The organism is Bacillus sp. BC08 (assembly GCF_054326875.1).
The window spans coordinates 684,286-704,663 of record NZ_JBTGPA010000031.1 but is presented as its reverse complement, the minus strand read 5'-3'; the positions used below and the strand labels follow the sequence as shown (position 1 = coordinate 704,663).

At 33.8% G+C, this 20,378-nt stretch carries 20 protein-coding genes and 1 pseudogene; 17 read left to right on the top strand and 4 right to left on the bottom strand.

From position 1 onward, the window contains the following. Positions 1 to 6 precede the first annotated feature (6 nt). Positions 7 to 165 (bottom strand): hypothetical protein, encoded by a 159-nt coding sequence (locus ACXVYO_RS14205; protein ID WP_001100983.1) that lies wholly within the window; start codon positions 163 to 165, stop codon positions 7 to 9. Between the two features lie 311 nt (positions 166 to 476). On the opposite strand from ACXVYO_RS14205, the gene ACXVYO_RS14200 reads away from it, so the two are divergent. The 3 genes from ACXVYO_RS14200 to ACXVYO_RS14190 all read left to right on the top strand — a co-directional run bounded on the left by ACXVYO_RS14200 (position 477) and on the right by ACXVYO_RS14190 (position 3,346). Beyond that, positions 477 to 1,061 (top strand): O-methyltransferase, encoded by a 585-nt coding sequence (locus ACXVYO_RS14200; RefSeq protein WP_144611362.1) that lies wholly within the window; start codon positions 477 to 479, stop codon positions 1,059 to 1,061. A gap of 314 nt (positions 1,062 to 1,375) precedes the next feature. Then, positions 1,376 to 2,488: a toxic anion resistance protein gene (locus ACXVYO_RS14195; protein WP_000137398.1), complete on the top strand. Its 1,113-nt coding sequence runs from the start codon at positions 1,376 to 1,378 to the stop codon at positions 2,486 to 2,488. Between the two features lie 24 nt (positions 2,489 to 2,512). Beyond that, entirely contained in the window at positions 2,513 to 3,346 is an 834-nt protein-coding gene (locus ACXVYO_RS14190; RefSeq protein WP_458467525.1) for a DUF3974 domain-containing protein, read from the top strand. Between the two features lie 55 nt (positions 3,347 to 3,401). Here the strand turns inward: ACXVYO_RS14190 and ACXVYO_RS14185 are convergent, their stop codons facing one another. Further along, positions 3,402 to 4,961 (bottom strand): glycoside hydrolase family 10 protein, encoded by a 1,560-nt coding sequence (locus ACXVYO_RS14185; protein WP_458467524.1) that lies wholly within the window; start codon positions 4,959 to 4,961, stop codon positions 3,402 to 3,404. Positions 4,962 to 5,186: 225 nt separating this feature from the next. Here ACXVYO_RS14185 and ACXVYO_RS14180 point away from each other — a divergent pair, with 225 nt between their 5' ends. The 10 genes from ACXVYO_RS14180 to ACXVYO_RS14135 all read left to right on the top strand — a co-directional run bounded on the left by ACXVYO_RS14180 (position 5,187) and on the right by ACXVYO_RS14135 (position 14,895). Beyond that, positions 5,187 to 5,492 carry a PTS sugar transporter subunit IIB gene (locus tag ACXVYO_RS14180; protein ID WP_458467523.1) on the top strand — a complete coding sequence of 102 codons (306 nt, stop codon included), beginning with the start codon at positions 5,187 to 5,189 and terminating at the stop codon, positions 5,490 to 5,492. Between the two features lie 11 nt (positions 5,493 to 5,503). Beyond that, entirely contained in the window at positions 5,504 to 6,787 is a 1,284-nt protein-coding gene (locus tag ACXVYO_RS14175; protein WP_458467522.1) for a PTS sugar transporter subunit IIC, read from the top strand. A gap of 78 nt (positions 6,788 to 6,865) precedes the next feature. After that, a complete protein-coding gene (locus tag ACXVYO_RS14170) occupies positions 6,866 to 7,132 on the top strand; it encodes a hypothetical protein (RefSeq protein ID WP_458467521.1) in 267 nt (88 codons plus the stop codon). Positions 7,133 to 7,154: 22 nt separating this feature from the next. Beyond that, positions 7,155 to 8,306 (top strand): anhydro-N-acetylmuramic acid kinase AnmK, encoded by a 1,152-nt coding sequence (anmK, locus tag ACXVYO_RS14165; protein WP_458467794.1) that lies wholly within the window; start codon positions 7,155 to 7,157, stop codon positions 8,304 to 8,306. Positions 8,307 to 8,324: 18 nt separating this feature from the next. Continuing rightward, positions 8,325 to 9,224: a BadF/BadG/BcrA/BcrD ATPase family protein gene (locus ACXVYO_RS14160; RefSeq protein ID WP_458467520.1), complete on the top strand. Its 900-nt coding sequence runs from the start codon at positions 8,325 to 8,327 to the stop codon at positions 9,222 to 9,224. A gap of 132 nt (positions 9,225 to 9,356) precedes the next feature. Further along, positions 9,357 to 9,905, top strand: a complete 549-nt coding sequence (gene plsY / locus ACXVYO_RS14155; RefSeq protein ID WP_458467519.1) for a glycerol-3-phosphate 1-O-acyltransferase PlsY — start codon at positions 9,357 to 9,359, stop codon at positions 9,903 to 9,905. 69 nt (positions 9,906 to 9,974) lie between these two features. Beyond that, positions 9,975 to 11,558 carry an aminotransferase class V-fold PLP-dependent enzyme gene (locus ACXVYO_RS14150; protein ID WP_458467518.1) on the top strand — a complete coding sequence of 528 codons (1,584 nt, stop codon included), beginning with the start codon at positions 9,975 to 9,977 and terminating at the stop codon, positions 11,556 to 11,558. An 86-nt stretch (positions 11,559 to 11,644) separates the two neighbouring features. After that, positions 11,645 to 12,646 (top strand): bifunctional threonine ammonia-lyase/L-serine ammonia-lyase TdcB, encoded by a 1,002-nt coding sequence (gene tdcB, locus ACXVYO_RS14145; protein WP_458467517.1) that lies wholly within the window; start codon positions 11,645 to 11,647, stop codon positions 12,644 to 12,646. A 393-nt stretch (positions 12,647 to 13,039) separates the two neighbouring features. After that, positions 13,040 to 13,510 (top strand): MarR family transcriptional regulator, encoded by a 471-nt coding sequence (locus ACXVYO_RS14140; RefSeq protein WP_458467516.1) that lies wholly within the window; start codon positions 13,040 to 13,042, stop codon positions 13,508 to 13,510. Positions 13,511 to 13,665: 155 nt separating this feature from the next. After that, positions 13,666 to 14,895, top strand: a complete 1,230-nt coding sequence (locus ACXVYO_RS14135; protein WP_458467515.1) for an MFS transporter — start codon at positions 13,666 to 13,668, stop codon at positions 14,893 to 14,895. 242 nt (positions 14,896 to 15,137) lie between these two features. Here ACXVYO_RS14135 and ACXVYO_RS14130 read toward each other — a convergent pair whose 3' ends face one another. Beyond that, positions 15,138 to 15,467, bottom strand: coding sequence for a YkvA family protein (locus ACXVYO_RS14130; protein WP_427265776.1), 330 nt, complete (start codon positions 15,465 to 15,467; stop codon positions 15,138 to 15,140). Between the two features lie 595 nt (positions 15,468 to 16,062). Here ACXVYO_RS14130 and ACXVYO_RS14125 point away from each other — a divergent pair. Next, positions 16,063 to 16,323: a hypothetical protein gene (locus ACXVYO_RS14125; RefSeq protein ID WP_142286503.1), complete on the top strand. Its 261-nt coding sequence runs from the start codon at positions 16,063 to 16,065 to the stop codon at positions 16,321 to 16,323. A 129-nt stretch (positions 16,324 to 16,452) separates the two neighbouring features. Continuing rightward, the gene (locus ACXVYO_RS14120) at positions 16,453 to 17,139 is read left to right on the top strand and encodes an MBL fold metallo-hydrolase (protein ID WP_458467514.1); all 687 of its coding nucleotides are present in this window, start codon (positions 16,453 to 16,455) and stop codon (positions 17,137 to 17,139) included. Between the two features lie 45 nt (positions 17,140 to 17,184). On the opposite strand, the gene ACXVYO_RS14115 is transcribed toward ACXVYO_RS14120, so the two are convergent. Next, the gene (locus ACXVYO_RS14115) at positions 17,185 to 17,976 is read right to left on the bottom strand and encodes a hypothetical protein (RefSeq protein ID WP_458467513.1); all 792 of its coding nucleotides are present in this window, start codon (positions 17,974 to 17,976) and stop codon (positions 17,185 to 17,187) included. Positions 17,977 to 18,005: 29 nt separating this feature from the next. Here ACXVYO_RS14115 and ACXVYO_RS14110 point away from each other — a divergent pair. Both ACXVYO_RS14110 and ACXVYO_RS14105 read left to right on the top strand, forming a co-directional pair. Further along, positions 18,006 to 18,275 (top strand): annotated as a pseudogene (locus ACXVYO_RS14110) (hypothetical protein). 73 nt (positions 18,276 to 18,348) lie between these two features. Then, positions 18,349 to 19,689 (top strand): DEAD/DEAH box helicase, encoded by a 1,341-nt coding sequence (locus ACXVYO_RS14105; protein ID WP_458467512.1) that lies wholly within the window; start codon positions 18,349 to 18,351, stop codon positions 19,687 to 19,689. Positions 19,690 to 20,378: the final 689 nt, after the last annotated feature.

Sequence of the window (20,378 nt, the reverse complement as noted above, 5' to 3'; positions counted from 1 at the left end):
TTTTTTTTATTTCTCTAACATTTCAAGAGGTACATCTTTTTCGCCGGCTACCTCAAATTTAATTTCCCCATCTTCTTCATAAATACGTGAAATAATCGGTATAGTAATCATTAATTTTTTATGCTGTTTTCGTTTTCGAGCAGCATCTAAGCTAATCACGTTCATTGTAAGCATCCTTTCTTCTAGAAATATATAAACAAAAGAAAATGCGTCCGGAAAGGGCGCTTAATTGAATTTGAAATACCGATTCATTTAATTGGGGTTTATATGATTTAACAACTGCAATTGAATTAAAAATAGTATGAATGGAATAATTGCACGTAGAAATTAACTTTACCAAAAAACGAAACAATATGCTATAAAAAAATTTAAATCTTTGTCGTATAACGAGAAAAAGATTTTCGTTTCGCATATAATGAAAGTAGACGGGCAGCAAGAGCTTTTTCATCATATTGCTTTGGAAAGGCGATGAAAAAATGGATACGTTAGATTCATTATTATTTCAACTTGAACAATATGGAGAAGAGCATGATCGAAATAAAAAAACACGGGAAGAAAAATTACGGAATATTTCTCGTGAAATGGGGCAATTTTTATCAATTTTAGTAAAAGGATGTAGTGCAAAAAATATTTTAGAAATTGGAACTTCTAATGGATATTCTACATTGTGGTTAGCTAACGCGGTAGAAGAAACAAATGGAAATGTAACAACTGTAGAGCTTTCTTCGGAACGAGTTGGAGAGGCACTTGTCAATTTTGAAAAGGCAAACCTTTTGCAAAGGGTTGATGTTCATAATCAAGAAGCAGGGGCATTTTTAGATTCGCAACTAGATTATTCATTTGATTTTATTTTCCTAGATTCAGAGCGGACGCAATACATGTGGTGGCTTGAGCATATAAAACGCATTTTACAGCCAAAGGGTTTTCTTGTTGTTGATAATGCTACATCTCATGCGAGTGAGTTAGCCGAGTTTATAAACATGATTGAAGAAGATGAAATGTTTGAAACGGTGTTATTGGCATTTCAAAATGGAGCATTCGTAGCGCGCAAGAAGAAATAGGAGTGAGTGCAATATAATTATCACATTGAAAAAGGGTGAATGTCAAAAGATTGAGTACAGTAGGATAAGAAGACCATAATTTATATACGTAATATATGAAGAATCCGCCTTCAGCATGTTGTTCACTAGGTCTTAAGTCTGAGGAAAATTATGTTGAGAACAGGTATACTTATACTAAGAAACAGGGAATGACTGCATATGCAGGTATTTCTTGAAAAATCGGTTTCAAACAAGTGGAATTCGATGAATTCGATGAATGAGATGAAATATATAGTGCATATAAATTCGCACATATAAATAAAGGAGCGATTTTGTTGACTGAACTCGAGAAAAAAGAACCTGTATCGATTGTGAAAGATAATAATGTAGAAGTAGTGGTTGATACAGTTATAAAAGATGCAGAATTAGAGGAACTGAATAAAGAAGCTGATCTTTATGTACAAAAGTTAAATAGCGAGCAAAATACAGATTTATCAAAAGTATTGTCCCAGCTAGGAGATTTAGGGGATAAAGAGCAACAAGCAGCAGGACAAACGTTGTCAGCATTAAAACGTCCTGTAACAGCGATGATGAATGGAAAGAACGAAGAAATTCCAAATACATTGTTAGAATTACGAAAAGTGGTATCAGAGCTTGATCCGAATTCATTAAAAGCAAGTGGTATGAAGAAAATTATGTTTAAAGTATTCAAAAAAAATCCACTTGAAACATACGTGCATAAATATCAATCTATAGATAAGCAAATTGAGGAGATTATAAGATCCCTTCTAATTGGTCGTGACAACTTACAAGAAGATACAGTTGGTCTTGAAATGCTTAAAGAGCAATCGCACGATAAAATTCACGCACTTGATAAGCAAGTATATTTAGGAAGAAAACTCGCTGGCATGCTGGAAGCTGAGAAACAAAATCCAGAACGTCAAAGAGATATTCCATTAATTAACGATGCATTAGAAAAGATTCTAGTGCGTACACGTAATATGCAGCAAGCGAAAAGTGTATTATTACAATCTATCGCATCTGTAGATATTATTAAGAAAAATAATGAAAAGTTAACAGAGGCAATTCGTAATGCCATTACGATGACGCAAAACGTCGTAACAGTTTCAGCTGCTATTCAGCTAGCATTAACAAATCAGCGTAAAACAATTGATGCAGTGAATGCGACAAATGAAGCGATTGAATCTATGGTATTAAGTAACTCACAAGCATTAAAACAAAATACAGAAGAAACAACAAAACTTCTTGAAAATCCTGCAATTAGCATGGATAAATTACGCGAATCATTCCAAAATGTATTTGCTGCGATTGAAGCTTCTGAGAAATCATCAGAACGTATTATCGAGTCAAGTAAGAAGTTTGTTATTGAACTAGATACATTTAATGATGAAATGAAACAAAAACTCATTCAGCGTCCAAGGAAATAACAGACTTTTAGAGGAGGTGAAAAAATGAGTTTCATTCAAACCGTATTAGTACTATTAGGTACATTGCTTTTAATCGCATTTACTGTCGTTGTTTTAGTTGTATATTTCGGACGTAAACTGTATTTTTCATGGACGAAACCATATAAAAGAGCACATGATTCTTTAGATAAGTTATCGAATAAATCATTACCGTTTCTACAAGAATTTACACAACATCCGCTCTTTTATCGCTGGATTCGTACAGAAGGAAAGAAAGAACAGTATACATTAAACACTCTTTTCTGTGCATCGGGTCAACGTACGAGAGAGCAAGTATTCTCAATGTTACCGAAAGAAAAACAAAAAAAAGTACATGTAATGGCAAAAACAACGAAAAAACTTACAATTGAAGATATTGATGTAGCGGCGATGAAAGTAAAAGATTTTTTAAGACAAGAAACGCAGCAAACAGTAAAACCGACAGATTTATCGTTTTATAAATTGTATTTTTATGATCGATACCCAGATGCATTAAATACAATTCAAGCGTATAAGCGCTCAATAAATCCTTCATTACAACGAACGGTTGATGATATTACAATTTCCGTATTAAATGCCTTACCGTATTATCAGGAGCAGCGTATGTTTGAGCAACAACATAAACTTGAAACGTTTTTAATGAAAGATTTAACAGCTATGCTATCGTTAGTCGTACAGTTACCACCTTCACAACGACCAGAAAAAGAAGAAGAATTAAAAATCTACTTGCAAAATTTCCAAAAAGAAATGGAAGTAGTCGAGCGAGATATTCGTGACTCGATTGATCACGATTTGAATGTAAAGATGAGAGCAGCGACTGAGAAGTTTAAGAATAAATAAAAAAAGCGCCTTAAAGCTATAGTTCTTAGCTTTTAAGGCGCTTTTTTATTAGATGTTATTTTGCTGTAACGGTAGTATGACTAGATGCAATACTTTCATTATGCAATCGATCAACGGCAGTTACTACATACGTGTACGTTTCTCCAGAAATAGCTGTTTTATCTACATAAATTTCTCCAAGTTTTGCTTTTCTTACAGTAGTAAGTAAATGTTTTGGATTTTGTATATCCACTTCATTTTTGCCATTCACACGGTAAATGGCGTAATAAGCAGAGTCATTCTCTCTATCATCAATGATACCTACAGCAATACCTTCATCTCTTGGAATGGCCCCTTTTAAAGTAGGTTGTTTTGGTGGATCATGATCAAGCCAAGGCATAGGCGGAATTAGTGCAGGGTGCTTATATATGTCTTTTGCGAGTCTATCCTTAACCCCTAGTGGATTGTTATTAATATCTTTTAAGCTAAAATGCATACTTCCTTTTATTTCAGGATATAACCGGTTTAATGCAATTTGTCTTGGATATTCTTCTGGATCAGACCAAGCGGGGACAGAGTTGTTATTAATTTTATAAGCCGCCTGACCGATGTATAGGTGAATCGGTTTATTATTTGTTTCTTTTACCCACCAATCTACTAATATGTCATATGCAGCTGGTGTGAAACCAATATTCCAGTATATTTGCGGTGTAATGTAATCAATGTATCCTTTTTGTATCCACTCACGTGTATCAGCGTAAAGGTCATCGTAGTTTCTTTGACCTGCGGTAGTGTTAGAGCCAGTTGGGTCGTCGGCTATATTTCGCCATACGCCAAACGGACTTATACCAAACTTTACATATGATTTTTCTTGTTTTATAGCAGTATTTAAATCTTTGACAAGTTCATTTACATTGTCACGTCGCCAATCCTCTATATTTGTAAATCTACCGTTATTATATGTTTCGTACGTTTTTTGATCGGGGAATTCTTCACCTGCTACTTTATATGGATAAAAATAATCATCCATATGCAAAGCATCAATATCGTAATTTTGTACGATTTCTAAAGCACCGTCTGTTATAAATTTTTTCACCTCTGGAATACCAGGGTTGTAATATAATTTTCCGCCATAAGGTACAACCCAATCCGGATGTTGTCTTGCAGGGTGATTATCTGATAATCGATTTATATCAGTGTGATTCATTGTTATTCGGTATGGATTAATCCATGCGTGGAATTCTATATTTCTTTTATGTGCTTCTTCAATCATAAATGCGAGCGGGTCGTATCCAGGGTCTTTGCCTTGTGTACCTGTAATGTATTCAGACCAAGGACCGTAATGGGAAGGGTAAAAAGCATCAGCGGTTGGTTTTATTTGTACAACAACTGCATTCATACCAGTGTTTTTTACATCATCTAATAATCTAATAAACTCTTGTTTCTGCTTTTCGATGGGTAAGCCAGTTTTTGAGGGCCAATCAATATTAAGAACAGATGCAATCCATACAGCACGTAATTCATGTTTTTTATACGTAGTATTTACTTCAGCATAAGTAGAGTGAGGAGAAAGGAAAGAGAAAGGAATAAAAAAGATGACGATACAACATATCATTAATAAACGTTTAATGATCATTTATACGCCTCCTTATTATATGGTTAACTAATATGATATCCGAGGTGAGGTTGTTCTTACAATTGAGAAAAATACATATTGAAACATTAATTTAATAGGAAAAATATTTTTACTGAAATTTACTTTCATCATAACTAAATTCTTTCACTTCTTCATATGCTTGTTAGTAAAGTGAAACTTCCTTTCATTCGAAGGGGATAAATATAAGTATAGGAGGATTAATAAATGAAGGTCTTATTCGTTTGTTCTGGAGGGATGTCCAGCGCGATTGTTGTAAACGCTTTAAAAAAAGAAGCGGAGAAAAAAGGGGTAAACATGGAAGTGCATGCGATTGGAACAAATGAGGTGGAAGAAGAAATGAAGAATGGCTGGGATGTTGTAATGGTTGCACCTCAAATAAGACATCGATTTGATTCAGTTAAAAAATTTGCAGAAGAGGAATCTATTCCGTGTGGTATCATTCCGCCGCAAGCATATACACCGCTTGGCGGACCGACTTTATTAAAAACTGTAAATGAATTAATTAGTTAGGGGGAAGCGTTATGAATAAGTTTGTCACGTTTCTTGATAAAAACTTATCTGGACCGATGGCAAGGCTTTCTGAACAGAGGCATTTACAAGCAATCCGTGATGGAGTTATTTCAGCGTTACCATTTATTATAGTAGGAAGTTTCTTTTTAATCGTAGCATTTCCACCATTACCGAAAGATAGTTTCATATCCATATGGGCATTAAAAAATCAAACAAGTATTTTAATACCATATCGTTTAACGATGTTTATTATGTCTTTATATATAGCATTTGGAATAGGATATAATTTAGCGAAAAGTTATAAGCTAGATGCTTTATCAGGGGCACAACTTGCCGTATGTTCATTGCTATTAACATTAACGCCTGAATTAATTGATAAAAAAGGGTTTATGCTTCCGATGACAAATCTCGGAGGTCATGGATTATTCGTGACAATGATTGTTTCTATTTTATCAGTTGAGATTTTAAGATTTTGTAAGAAGAAAAACGTAACGATCAAAATGCCAGAACAAGTACCACCGTCAGTAGCGCGTTCGTTTGAAGCACTTATACCTGCGGCTTTCGTTATTATTATTATGAGTCTTATTACTGTCGTTTTTAAAGTAGATGTACATTACGTTGTGGATAAATTAGCAGCACCATTAGTTAAAGCTGGTGATAGTTACTTTGGCGTTATTATACCTGTATTTTTAATTACATTTTTCTGGTCTTTCGGGATACACGGTGTATCCGTTGTAGGTACTGTGGCGAGACCACTTTGGGATGTATATTTAGGGAAGAATGGTGAAGCTGTAGCAAGTGGTGCGAGTCATTTTCCATTCATTGCACCGGAGCCGTTTTATCAATGGTTTATTTGGATTGGTGGTTCGGGAGCAACGTTAGGACTTGTGTTAGCTATGATTGTATTTGGCCGATCAAAATATTCGAAAGCACTATCGAGAACTTGTATTGTGCCCGGCATTTTTAATATTAATGAACCGGTTATATTCGGTTTACCAATTGTCCTAAATCCAATCTTAATTATTCCATTTGTTATTACACCATTAGTAACAGCTACTATAGCTTATTCTGCAACTGCAATGGGATTTGTAACGCCAACGCATATTATGCCGCCGTGGACCTTACCAGCTCCAATTGGGGCATATTTAGCTACAGGAGGAGATTGGCGTGCAGTTGTATTAGTATTAATAAATATAGCAATATCATTTCTTATTTATCTACCATTCTTTAAAATGTACGACAAAAATATGCTTGAAATTGAAAAGAATGGAGACGGAGAATCTATTAATTCGTAAGCTTCATACTGTATTTATGAGTGATAGGTATTTTGCCTATCACTTCTTTCACATGAAGTCCAGAGAGGGTGAAATGGGATGAATATAAAATTTAGTTATAAAGGTGTATTTTTATTATTATTTGGAGTGATATGTGCAAATTTACTTTTTGTACCTTTATTGAGAATGTTACATCTGTCACAAATGTATAGTATATGGCTTGTTACAAGCATTGCGGCAAGTATTTTGCTTACAATAGTTGTTTCTTTCATTGATGGATCATTTGCATCAAAAGCTCAGTTGTTTTATAGATTTATATTATTTTCGATTGGTTGTACATTTGTAACTTATATGATTGTTTTTTAGTAAAGGGGAGGTTATGCATGTTATGTATGTTGCAGGGGTAATGTCCGGTACTTCGTTAGACGGAATAGATGTAGCACTCGTTCATATAGATGGAAGCGGTGTAGATTCTAAAGTTGAACTCATCCATTTTACTACTGTGCCATTTTGTAATGATATGAAAAATGATATCCAGCAGGCATTATCAATAGAAAATTCAAATGTACAACTTATATGCAGTTTGAATTTTAAACTCGGTTTACGCTTCGCAAACGCTGTAAAGGAAGTTTGTAAAGAGGCCAATTTTCCTTTGAGACAATTAGATTTAATTGGTTCTCACGGACAAACGATTTATCATCAGCCACAGCAAGATGGAAGTATGATTCCTTCTACATTGCAAATTGGAGAACCAGCAGTTATAGCGTATGAAACGAATACGACGGTTATTTCTAATTTTCGAACGATGGACATGGCAGCAGGGGGACAAGGTGCACCACTTGTACCATATTCAGAGATTATTTTATATCGTCACCAAACTAAAAATAGACTACTACAAAATATTGGCGGGATCGGTAATGTTACCGTAATACCAGGTCATATAAGTGATAAAAGCGTTATAGCTTTTGATACAGGTCCAGGGAATATGATAATGGATGAAGTATGTCAAAGATTATTTCAGTTGCCATATGATCAAAATGGTAACATTGCAAAACAGGGAGTAGTTGTAGAAGAAATTTTAACATATTGTATGAATCATCCATTTTTGAAAATAAATCCACCGAAATCAACAGGTAGAGAACAGTTTGGAGAAGAATTTGTCAAAAAGTTATTGAAGCGGTTTGAAAAGCATAGTAAAGAAAATATATTGACGACTGTCACGATATTTACTGCAAGTTCAATTGTATATCATTATAAGGAGTTTATTTTTCCGTATTATGAAATTGATGAGGTGATTCTAGGTGGTGGCGGAAGTTATAATGATACACTTGTAGAAATGATACGGCATGGATTGAAAGAAGAAAACTGTACATTATTCCTTCAAGAAGATATAGGCTATTCTTCAGAAGCGAAGGAAGCAATCGCCTTCGCCATTTTAGCAAACGAAACATATCATCGTAATCCGAGTAATGTGCCGAGCGCAACGGGTGCAAAGCAATCTGTAGTTTTAGGGAATATAACATTCCCTACAATAAGATGATGAAAATGAGGCGAACATATGAAGTATATGATTGGAATAGACGGTGGGGGAACGAAGACAGAAGCAATAGCATTTGATAAAGGCGGAAATGAACTTGTAAGAGCTACAAGTGGTTTTGGAAATATATTAATAGATTTTGAAGAGGCTCTTGTGCATATTATGGAGGTGATTGATCAATGTCAGAAAGGTGTATTAAATGGGCATTGCGTTTGTATTTGTTTAGGATTAGCAGGTGTAAGTGGAGTAAATACGAATGAATTAACATTACGTCTAATAAAGAAGTACGGAACACCAATTGAAGTTTTTAATGATGCGATGATTGCACATGCAGCTGTTTTAAAAGGGAACGATGGAATTTTAACAATTGGCGGTACAGGTGCAATTTGTATTGGAAAGAAAGGAGAAGTGTACGAGTATAGTGGTGGATGGGGACATATTTTAGGAGATGAAGGAAGCGGATATTGGATTGCATTACAAGGTTTAAAAAGAATGGCACATCAATTTGATCAAGGAGTTGCCCTTTGCCCATTAAGCTTAAGGATTCAAGATGAGTTTCAACTTTTGACGTCGTCTCATATAAAAAGACTAGTTTATAGTTCTTCAAAAGATAAAGTTGCAGCAATTGCACCGCTAATTATTGAGGAAGCGAGAAATGGGAATGATGACGCACGTGAAATTATCTTGCAAGCTGCTAAGGAATTAACAAGAATTACGGTGAATATTTACAATAAAATGAAGTTTGATGTATCAACTTCAATTGCAATAAGTGGCAGCATTTTGCGTTTCGTTCCTAAAATATATGCTGAATTTAAGAAATGCTGTGAGAAAAGTATAGGAAAAGTTACATTTGTATCACAATCCGAACCAGCAGTGAAAGGAACATATTATTTAATGAAGAATTTATATTTAAATAAATAGCTGTATGAGAATTTTTGTATGATTTGTAAATATATGATGTTAAAATGTATAAAGGGAAGTGGATAAAAAAGTACAATATACATAGTTCATGAATATTGTATAAGTACTTCCATGTAGAAAGTGAATGATTATATGATTAATAGTATGCAGTTTTTGTATTTGGTCGCTTCTTATTTATTTGGAAACATATTGACCGCTTATATAGTAACGAAATGGAGATATAACGTTGATATTCGAGATGAAGGAAGCGGGAACCCCGGCGCAAGAAATATGGGGCGTGTATATGGAAAAGGGTATTTCATCGCTACATTTTTAGGTGATGCAATAAAAGGGGCGATTGTAGTTTCTATTGCAAAATACCTTTTTGGAGATTCTACATTTGTAATGTTAGCTTTATTAGCTGTTTTACTTGGACATATTTATCCAATTGTATTTAAAGGTAAGGGCGGAAAAGGTATATCAACATTTATCGGAGGATTAATCGCATTTAATTATTTGATAGCGCTTACCCTTGTTGCTGTTTTCATTATATTTTATTTAATCTTTAAAGGATTTACTAAGCCAGGGTTAATTACAATCGCTTGTTTACCAGTTTGCATGATTTTATATTCTTACTCAATTGTTACGACGATTTTAAGTGCTCTTATCATTGTACTTATTTTATATGTAAATCGAGAATGAAACGTACTTTTAATAAGTGGAGTAAATCTCCACTTATAATTTTTATTAAATGCATAAAGGAGATACAACATGGGGTTAATATATAAAGTTGCTGATCAAGCTTGGGAATTTGAATGTATACATAAATTGAATTATAAAACATTTGTAGAAGAAATCCCGCAACACGAAGAAGCGAAAGAGCGTGTTCGTATTGATCGTTTTCATGATGAAAATACATATTTAATTTGTTTAGATGACGATAAGTTAGTAGGTATGGTTGCATTGCGAGGAAAACGACCATTCTCATTAGATAATAAAATTTCTAATCTAGATTTTTATTTGCAAGAACATGGAGAAAATGTATATGAAATTCGTTTGCTTTCAGTAGAACGTGAATACCGAAATGGAAGAGCATTATTAGGTTTAATTCGCTTTTTACATCGTTATTTGCTTCTAAATGGATATGAATTAGCACTCATTTCTGCTACAACACGTGAACTACCTTTATACGAACAAATGGGATTCAAATCTTTCCATACGTTAGTTGGTACAGAAGAAGCAGCCTTTCAGCCAATGTATGTTACTCCTGCTATGTTTGAAGCATCGAGTGTTGGGGGTATTATGACGAAAGAATATACGTTTTTACCTGGTCCAGTAGATATTGAAGACAATGTTCAAAAAGCATTTTCTGCAAAGCCTATTTCGCATCGTTCTAAGTCATTTCAAGTGACGATTGAAAATGTGAAAAAACGTTTACTGCAAATGACAAAAGCGAAACGCGTACAAATCATGTTAGGAACAGGGACGTTAGCAAATGATGCTATTGCTTTACAATTACGCTCTTTAGAAGGAAAAGGACTAGTATTAACGAATGGGGAATTTGGCAATAGATTAGTTGGACACTCAATTCGTGCGCAATTACATTTTGATACGTATAAAAAAGAAATGGGACAACCATTTATTTATACAGAATTAGAAAAAATAATGGAAACGGGAAATTATGAATGGATTTGGTTTGTTCACCATGAAACATCAACCGGAATGTTAAATGATTTAGAAGAACTAAATGTTTTATGTGAAAAGTATAAAGTGAAACTATGTGTAGATTGCATTAGCTCAATTGGAGCGATACCGATAGATTTAAAGGATGTATATTTTGCGAGCGGCGTGAGCGGAAAGGCAATTAAATCGTTTACTGGATTATCTCTCGTTTTTCATAATCATAATGTGAAAGTAAACGAGACATTACCGGCCTATATGGACATTGGCATGTACGAAGAAAATGAAAGTATTCCATATTCACATTCATGGAATTTAGTTTATGCATTGCAAGAAGCTTTAAGGAGATTTGAAGATGAAAAAGCATTTGAAAAAATAAAAGAGACGTATGCATATATTGAACAAGCTATTACTACCATAGGCTTAAATCTAGTTTCACCGAAAGAACATGCTGCGCCAATTATACTTACCATTCAATTAAATAAAGGTCTTTCTTCTAAATCGGTAGGTGATGCGTTAGCGTTACAAGGATATATCGTCCATTATGAATCAGCTTATTTACAAAACAATAACTGGATCCAAATTGCATGCCTGAATCATTACAAAGAACGTGATATGAAAAGGATGTTGAATTGTTTACAACTGTGTGTATTACAGAGTGAGGTACATATATAAAGACTTTTTCTTAATATAGATGGTTTCGTATAAAGGAGTTGCTACATACGAAAACTTAGGAATAGATCATTGGAAGAGGTGTTAGTATGATAACTAAAAAACTACCGTTACATATAGACGATATTAAAAAAGCTCAAAACATTTTAGACAGAAATGCTCGTAAAACGCCATTAGTAAAATCATTTTATTTGACTAGTAAAACAGGCGGAGAAATTCACTTGAAATTAGAAAATATGCAATTAACGGGTTCTTTTAAATTCCGTGGTGCATTTAATAAAATGTCACAGTTAACAGATCAGGAAAAAGAGAGAGGAGTAATTGCTTGTTCTGCTGGTAATCATGCACAAGGAATTGCTTTATCAGCTCATTTACTTGGTATTAAGAGTAAAATTGTTATGCCAATTTCTGCACCTCAGGCAAAAGTTGAAGCAACTAGAGGATATGGATCAGAAGTGATTTTATATGGTGAAACTTTTGATGATGCAAAGGCAAAATGTGAGGAGATTATTAAGGAGACAGGTGAAACATACTTACATCCATATGACGATGTAGAAGTAATGGCTGGTCAAGGTACAATAGGATTAGATATTCTTGATGACATGTGGGATGTTGATACTGTCATTGTACCAATTGGCGGAGGTGGAATTATTTCTGGTATTGCTGTTGCATTAAAATCTTTTAATCCATCCATTAATATTATTGGTGTCCAAGCAGATAATGTTCATGGGATGAAGGCTTCTTATGACAAAGGTACGATTGTAGAGCATTATGAGGCACCTACAATAGCAGATGGTTGCGCAGTTAAAATACCTGGTAACTTAACTTTTGAAGTTGTAAGGGAATTAGTAGATGATATTGTTACAGTATCAGAAGGTGAATTAGAAGTAGCGATGAAAGACTTATTACAGCGTGGAAAAGCTGTTGTAGAAGGTGCTGGCGCATTAGCTACTGCTGCCCTACTTGCAGGGAAAGTGGATACATATATTAAAGGGAAAAAAGTAGTAGCGGTTATATCTGGTGGGAACGTAGACTTGCAGCGCATTTCAAGTGTTTGTGAGCAATTTTTTGTAGCCAATGAAGTGAAATAGTATTTAAAAAACATAAAGTGAAACTTTAATCAGTGGGTTTTTCTTCATCCCCCACTGATTATTAGCCCTCACCAATCGGACTTTTATGGGCAGCCCGCCCCCCACCTAACTTCTTTGCTTTCGCTGAATTTTGAGATGGGGGTCTTACTGCCCATTAAAGCGGGATAAATTTTATGGAAGAAGAGCTAAGACAACTAATCTTAGCTCTTACTTTTTGTCTACCGTGTAGGGCATGTTATAATACACATGTTTTATTTTCCGTATAGTGAATTATTATATTTTATCGTCTACTTTCATAGATAACTCAAAAAATTATATTAATATTGTCGAAACGGAAACAGAAATTTAATATAATGGTTTTAGCGTATGAATGAGCTGTTAGGAGGATAGAACATGAACAAGGAAGAACAGGTCATGAACGGTTTCAGGGAATTATATAATAAGATGGTTTGGCTTAATAAGGATAAGATGGAAGAAGGTCTTAAAGGTTTTAAGTCTTCTGAAGTACATTGCATTGAATATATTGAAAATAATACAGATTCTAACGTTACACAACTTGCAGAAGCTTTTTATGTGACTCGCGGTGCAATAAGTAGAATGACTAAGAAGCTCATAAACAAAGGCCTTATCGAAAGTTATCAGAAATCAGAGAATAAAAAAGAAATCTATTTTAAGCTTACTGAACAAGGGAAAGAAATATATAAAATTCACGAAGAATTGCACAATGAGTTTCAACAACGGGATAAAGCTGTATTTGAGCAAGTAACCGAGGCAGAATTCGACAGTATTATTAACTTCGTGGAAAAGTATAGTAGGCATTTGGATGCAGAAATAAAGAAACAAGGTATACATATTAAGTCGTAAATTTGCCTGTTAATGCGAGATATATTTAAATAATAAAAAGGTAGCCTATTCACGGTAAGGCTACCTTTTTATTATTTTATTTTTGTTGACTAATCAACAAAACAGAGTTATTATTTTTGTTGACAAAGCAACAAAAATTTGAGAGGAGAAGTTAAATGTCTATATTTAACTCAAAAAATGAAACTGAAAAAAACATAGATAAACATGCTTTAATATTCGGTCTTATTTCTGTATTTCTTTGTGGTATAGGTTTCAGTATCATTATGCCTGTAGTGCCATTCTTAGTGGAGCCTTATATAAGTAGTCCAGAAGAACAGGCTCTAGTTGTTACGCTACTGACCTCTGTTTATGCGGTCTGCGTGTTTTTCGCTGCTCCTGTACTCGGAGCTTTGAGCGATAAATATGGCCGTCGTCCATTACTTTTAATATGCCTTTTCGGTTCTGCAATCGGGTACTTAGTTTTTGGTATAGGAGGGGCTTTATGGGTACTATTTGTTGGACGTATAGTAGAAGGAACAACAGGCGGGAGCATCAGTACAATTTTTGCATATTTTGCAGATATCATTCCCTCAGAACAGAGAACGAAGTATTTTGGGTGGGTGAGTGCAGTGGTAGGTGCAGGAACAATTATCGGACCAACTCTTGGGGGATTACTTGCAAAGTTTGGTCATTCTGTACCTTTATATTTCGGAGCACTTATAACTTTATTAAATGTTTTATATGGGATGAAATATATGCCTGAGAGTCTTGACAAAAATAATAGGTTAAAAGAAATTACTTTTGTAAGGTTAAATCCTTTTGCACAGCTGGCAAACATACTTTCCATGAAAAACTTAAAATGGTTACTTGTCTCAGCGTTTTTACTTTGGATACCTAACGGATCTTTACAAGCAATTTTTACACAATTTACGATGGATACTTTTAGCTGGAAACCTGCACTAATCGGACTTATGTTTTCAATTATGGGCTTTCAAGATATCATTTCACAAGCTTTTATAATGCCAAAGCTTTTGATCAAGCTTAGTGATAAACAAATAGCTATGCTTGGAATGGCTTCGGAGATTATTGGCTACAGTTTTATTGCAGCATCTGCTTTATTTTCCTTATATCCTCTTCTAATCGTTGGGATGTTACTGTTTGGTTTTGGTGACTCAATTTTCGGGCCTTCATTCAATGGGATGCTTTCAAAGTCTGTCGATTCTAGTGAACAAGGAAGGATTCAAGGCGGTAGCCAATCTATTCAAGCTTTGGCAAGAATGATTGGTCCAATTATTGGAGGGCAAATCTATGTATCACTTGGTCATACTGCACCTGCTTTTATGGGGATGATTCTTATAGTAGTTGCATTAGCAGTTTTGTATAGGGGGACGCATGTAACTGCATAAACTACATGCACTAATATTGTCTATATTCCTTTATTGAAATCAACTGAATAAGAACGAATAATAGGGTGTCGGAACTTAAGAATAAGTGCTGGCACCCTAATTGTCTAAGGTTAAAGAGTTAAGAGAATTTCTGTTGAGTCTGATAGGATTTACCCTGTAAAAGCGCAATTAATGCTACCTTAGTTAAAGATTGGTTGTAGTTGAAACTATAAAAGGTAGGGTAAATGACTAACTATTTTAAGTTACGCCTGAGCTGAGGTAAATAATGACTCCATTTTCATTCTACTCTTCTCGCGAATTTCAGCGTCTGCATGGCGCATTACAAATTTATGCGCAATAGCGATTGCTAAAACATCATCTAATAAGCCAATCCCAATAATAGCAGCTATATCTGGAATGAAGTCGATTGCTAATACGTAATAGGATAAAGCGGCTAATATTATGAATTTCGCTTTAGTAGGTAGCTCTTTTTTTCTCATTGTGTAGTATAAAATAATACTTTCATATACGCTGGATTTCCCGAGGTTTGCTGAGCTTTTTTTGAATTTTTTCCAAAGTGTCTGTTTCTCCATATAAACACTCCTTTTACAAAAACATAGATTTTTTAAAAGGATAGACAAAAAAGTGAGGAAATAATCAATTTTATTGTTTTGCTTATTGTATATTTCCATAAAAATAAGGAATTACCTGTTTAAATTAATAGAATGTTGGTTATGTAACGACTTACAGTGTATGTGTTCGTTCCAAGTAAAGGCACTACGCAGATAACGTTTGGTGGTAATACGTATTAAAGTTCATTTTTTGCATTAATCTCTGTATTCGGACAATGTTGAATTACTTCTAAATAATCAAAGGGTACATCTATTAATGAGAACTTTTATTATTCTTGAATAGCCCCTTTACTCGCTGGTGATTCATAAACTTCTAATGTGATTCTGGTATTAATTGCACGGTTGGCCACTTCATCTAGCAGTTCAGGTGTTACTTTGTTTTTGAACCATTTTTTCTCACTTTTCTCCCATCTTTTTGAAAGTGGTCGCTTCGGTGATGGCTTTTTTATTTTCTTGGATAAATCCGATGAGTTTGAGTTTTAGAATTTTATCGTGGTATTATTTATGTAACAAGGGGATGTTGTAAGAAAAAATACAATTTTTGGGGGAAATAAGAATGGGAATCTATAACTATGAAGCGAAAGAGGATTTGCAAGTAGGAGAAGTTTTTTTAGAACGGGATATTTATGAAATTATAAATTTTTACAAGAAAGGGTCAATAGTTTTATGTGATTCAGTATCTCGTTTCAGTGCGAATTCAGACAGAATGTTTAAAGTGATAAATAGGATAGAAACATATATGCATAAAAATGAAGACTATACATATCAGGTTTCGGATAGGCCCAAGTTGATTTATGTAGTTGAGCAGGTTAGATAAGGAAGTATCCATAACGGATGCTTTTTCTTTGTTATATGGAAATTATACATTAAACGTGAAATTGAACAAAATGGACATTGGATGATTTAGTTATTATTAAACATTTAATAACAGGTATGGGGGAGAAAAATGAAGATAATAGAACTACCAATTGAATTTGAATTTAATGGGGCAAAACAATGTATTTATCCGAGCTTAATTAAAGTAAACAATGAATTAACTTTAGTAGATACAGGCTATATAAACTTTTTGCCTTTAATTGAAGATACAATTGTAAAACATGGGTATGAGATGAAAAACTTAAAAAATATAATTATTACTCATTATGATGACGATCATATAGGATCTTTATATGATTTCAAGGTGAAATATCCTCACATTAATATTATTGCTAGTGAAATAGAATCCCACTACATTAATGGTGAAATAAAATCGGAGAGACTAGTTCAAGCTGAAGAAATGTTACAACGTATGCCAATTGAAGAGAAAGAATTTGGTGAGTGGTTTATACAACAATTAAAAAATATAAGACATATTTCCGTCGATGAAAAAGTAAGTGATGGTCAAATGATTTTGAATGACACATGTCAAATTGTAGCGACACCAGGACATACTTCGGGGCATATTTCATTATATTTTCCGGACTTAGAATGTGTAATCACAGGGGATGCGGCAGTTCAAGATAATTGTGAATTAGTAATAGCTAATCCGAATTTTTGCTTAGATTTAGAAAAAGCGGAAGAGTCTTTAAAGAGAATTAAAAACCTTAAAGCAGCAACGTATTATTGTTATCATGGAGGAAAACTCAATATATAAAACATTAAAAAACCGATCTTTCCCATATCGAAAAGATCGGTTTTTTTAATTCATAGATTCTGCAATTTGAATTAAATCTTTTACGTTATATGTTCCTTTTATATAGCGTTTGTTACCAATTGCAATTGTATATTGAAAACCATTCTGCTGAAAGATAAGCTCATATGCTGAATCAAAATGAGGATTATATAATGCTTTTATATTATTTTTTAAGCTGTAGAACTTAGCTCCCCTAAGTACATAGAAGCCTAATTTGTTTTGAACTGGTGAAACAGTGATTTTAAAAATCCCATTAATATCTTCATTGTAGTATTGGAGGTTTAAGTAATCGTTATAGATGTACCCTTGAAATTCGTGAATTTCGAACGGGAATTTTGTAGGAGTAAGTATATGTTCCTTACACTTCATTTCAAATTCTTTTACAATAGTAGCTTCTTTCATAAATGGATTCGTTCCATCATAAATTTGATTAATTTGAGATATTTTATTATTTTTTGTTACTATTTCTAAAATGTAACCGATAGTAAATTCATCATCAGTGTCTTTGAAATAAGAAATAAGAATTGTAGTAGATTCTTTTGGAGACGGTATTATTTTAATTACATGATTTTGTTTATTTGTTTGGAAAGTAGGTAGTTCAACTCCATCTGTTACATATGACCTCATTAATTTTTTATCATTTTGGAGTAAAGCATGTTTGAATTCACTTATTACATCTGTTTGAGATTTCGCCATTATAATTGTGTTGGATTGAAAATATAGTAAGAAAAACACGCAAAAAAACTTTATGAATGTATTGGTCAATTTTATCACCTTGTAACTATGTTTCCTTAACATTGAAATATATATGTATAGGAGGGGAGAAGATGAGTTTATTGCTTGATGTAATATTGGCTATAATTACATTTTACCCTCGAAATGACATGAAACTAAAACATCATATTGCAAAGTTAAGTGAATTCGAGTGGTTTCGAAGGCTACACGAAGATACAAAGTATACAAGTTTAATTTGGAGTAATAGAAAAATTTAAAAGTTCATTTTGTCTTCTACTAACAGGGAAGCATTAATAAAATCAGAGAAAAAACAAAAAGAATTTATCCAACTAGTACACGATGAATATAAAAAAAGAAGATAAGAATTTTTTTATTTTTCATATTTGGCGAAACAAATGGTACAATGAAAGCTAATGTGAAAAATAAGGAAAAGAAGTGGTCTATTTGAAAAACTTTTTAGAATTAGGAATTAGTGAAACTTTTAATCATACATTACGTGAAAATGGAATTACAGAAGCAACACCAATTCAAGAGCAGGCAATTCCTGTTATTATGTCAGGTAAAGATATTATTGGGCAGGCGAAAACAGGTACGGGTAAAACGTTAGCATTCGTGTTACCGATTTTAGAAAAAATTGATCCAGAGTCTAGTGATGTTCAGGCTTTAATTGTTGCACCAACAAGGGAACTAGCATTGCAAATTACAAATGAAATTAAAAAAATGCTTGTTCAAAGAGAAGATATTAATGTACTAGCGATTTATGGCGGGCAAGATGTAGCACAACAATTGAGAAAATTAAAAGGCAATACACATATTGTTGTTGCGACACCAGGACGATTATTAGATCATATACGACGTGAGACAATTGATTTAAGTAATCTTTCAACAATTGTACTAGATGAAGCGGATCAAATGCTTTATTTCGGTTTCTTATATGATATTGAAGATATTTTAGATGAGACACCTGGTAGTAAACAAACGATGTTATTCTCAGCAACGATGCCAAAAGATATTAAAAAATTGGCGAAGCGTTATATGGATGAACCGCAAATGGTTCAAGTACAAAGTGAAGAAGTAACGGTAAATACAATTGAGCAGCGTGTCATTGAGACGACAGATCGTGCAAAGCCAGATGCCCTTCGTTTTGTAATGGATCGTGATCAGCCATTTTTAGCTGTTATTTTCTGTCGTACAAAGGTTAGAGCAAGTAAGCTTTATGATAATTTAAAAGGACTAGGTTATAATTGTGCTGAACTTCATGGTGATATACCTCAAGCGAAACGTGAAAGAGTCATGAAGAGTTTCCGCGAAGCTAAAATTCAGTACTTAATTGCGACTGATGTAGCAGCTCGTGGACTTGATGTAGATGGTGTAACGCATGTATTTAACTTTGATATTCCTGAAGATGTAGAAAGTTATATTCACCGCATTGGCCGAACAGGACGTGCAGGTGGATCAGGCCTTGCAATTACGTTCGTTGCAGCGAAAGATGAAAAACATTTAGAAGAAATTGAAAAAATGCTAGGTGCACCATTGCAAAGAGAAATAATCGAACAACCGAAGATAAGACGTGTAGATGAAAATGGAAAACCGGTACCAAAGCCGGCTCCAAAGAAATCAGATCAATATCGTCAAAGAGATAGCCGCGAAGGTTCAAGAAGTGGTTCAAAAGGTGGCTCAAGAAATAGTTCGAGAAATGATAACAACCGATCATTTAATAAGCCAAGTAATAAGAAAAGTAGTACAAAACAAGGTCAGCAAAGACGTGGCCGTTAAATAGTTATTTTTGAGAAGAGTCGCAGATCGTTGCGGCTCTTTTTTTGCTTGTATACAACAAGGGTGATGCCGAGAAAAAAACTAAAATTTCATTCACCGTATTTAAAATAAATTTTATAGTCCAAAACTAATAGAGCAAAGGTATTACTGCCATGTCGCAATTCAAGAACAAGTGCAACTTATGTATGAAGAATATTTAACCGAAAAAAATCGAGGGAAACCAATTTGTACTAGCGACCCTGATGAAGATACGGATTATGAAAAATCAATTGGTATAACAATACGAAAACATCTTTTACTAACAAAGAATTGGACGATTTGGTGAAAGAAATTCGTAACATATTCAAACGGTACTGGAATGTTATGCTGTAGTAAAAGAGAACGAAGCTTATTATGTTTACTATTTCGGCAGAATAATTTGGTTGAAAGAAAAGATATTGAAGCGAGACCGTATTTTCATTACACATTCTGTAATTATCGAAATGGAACAAGAGAAGTTTATGAATGATTTAACTCAAATTGGTAGATCGAAAAAATAAGGGCGTGCGAAGATTGAGCTTTCTTATTTACAAATTTTAAATTAAAAACCATTTTCGAACATTGGCCGAACGAGAAAATTATTGTTGCTGAAATGGAAAGTAAAGCAAGTTATCTGTATTGGCAGCAGTTCAGAACAAAAATGTATAACA

What these genes read in the sequence shown, in the direction of transcription:
- ACXVYO_RS14205 (WP_001100983.1), bottom strand. Translation starts at nt 165, where the DNA reads ATGAACGTGATTAGCTTAGATGCTGCTCGAAAACGAAAACAGCATAAA.
- ACXVYO_RS14200 (WP_144611362.1), top strand. Translation starts at nt 477, where the DNA reads ATGGATACGTTAGATTCATTATTATTTCAACTTGAACAATATGGAGAA.
- ACXVYO_RS14190 (WP_458467525.1), top strand. Translation starts at nt 2,513, where the DNA reads ATGAGTTTCATTCAAACCGTATTAGTACTATTAGGTACATTGCTTTTA.
- ACXVYO_RS14185 (WP_458467524.1), bottom strand. Translation starts at nt 4,961, where the DNA reads ATGATCATTAAACGTTTATTAATGATATGTTGTATCGTCATCTTTTTT.
- ACXVYO_RS14180 (WP_458467523.1), top strand. Translation starts at nt 5,187, where the DNA reads ATGAAGGTCTTATTCGTTTGTTCTGGAGGGATGTCCAGCGCGATTGTT.
- ACXVYO_RS14175 (WP_458467522.1), top strand. Translation starts at nt 5,504, where the DNA reads ATGAATAAGTTTGTCACGTTTCTTGATAAAAACTTATCTGGACCGATG.
- ACXVYO_RS14170 (WP_458467521.1), top strand. Translation starts at nt 6,866, where the DNA reads ATGAATATAAAATTTAGTTATAAAGGTGTATTTTTATTATTATTTGGA.
- anmK (WP_458467794.1), top strand. Translation starts at nt 7,155, where the DNA reads ATGTATGTTGCAGGGGTAATGTCCGGTACTTCGTTAGACGGAATAGAT.
- ACXVYO_RS14160 (WP_458467520.1), top strand. Translation starts at nt 8,325, where the DNA reads ATGAAGTATATGATTGGAATAGACGGTGGGGGAACGAAGACAGAAGCA.
- plsY (WP_458467519.1), top strand. Translation starts at nt 9,357, where the DNA reads ATGATTAATAGTATGCAGTTTTTGTATTTGGTCGCTTCTTATTTATTT.
- ACXVYO_RS14150 (WP_458467518.1), top strand. Translation starts at nt 9,975, where the DNA reads ATGGGGTTAATATATAAAGTTGCTGATCAAGCTTGGGAATTTGAATGT.
- tdcB (WP_458467517.1), top strand. Translation starts at nt 11,645, where the DNA reads ATGATAACTAAAAAACTACCGTTACATATAGACGATATTAAAAAAGCT.
- ACXVYO_RS14140 (WP_458467516.1), top strand. Translation starts at nt 13,040, where the DNA reads ATGAACAAGGAAGAACAGGTCATGAACGGTTTCAGGGAATTATATAAT.
- ACXVYO_RS14135 (WP_458467515.1), top strand. Translation starts at nt 13,666, where the DNA reads ATGTCTATATTTAACTCAAAAAATGAAACTGAAAAAAACATAGATAAA.
- ACXVYO_RS14130 (WP_427265776.1), bottom strand. Translation starts at nt 15,467, where the DNA reads ATGGAGAAACAGACACTTTGGAAAAAATTCAAAAAAAGCTCAGCAAAC.
- ACXVYO_RS14125 (WP_142286503.1), top strand. Translation starts at nt 16,063, where the DNA reads ATGGGAATCTATAACTATGAAGCGAAAGAGGATTTGCAAGTAGGAGAA.
- ACXVYO_RS14120 (WP_458467514.1), top strand. Translation starts at nt 16,453, where the DNA reads ATGAAGATAATAGAACTACCAATTGAATTTGAATTTAATGGGGCAAAA.
- ACXVYO_RS14115 (WP_458467513.1), bottom strand. Translation starts at nt 17,976, where the DNA reads ATGTTAAGGAAACATAGTTACAAGGTGATAAAATTGACCAATACATTC.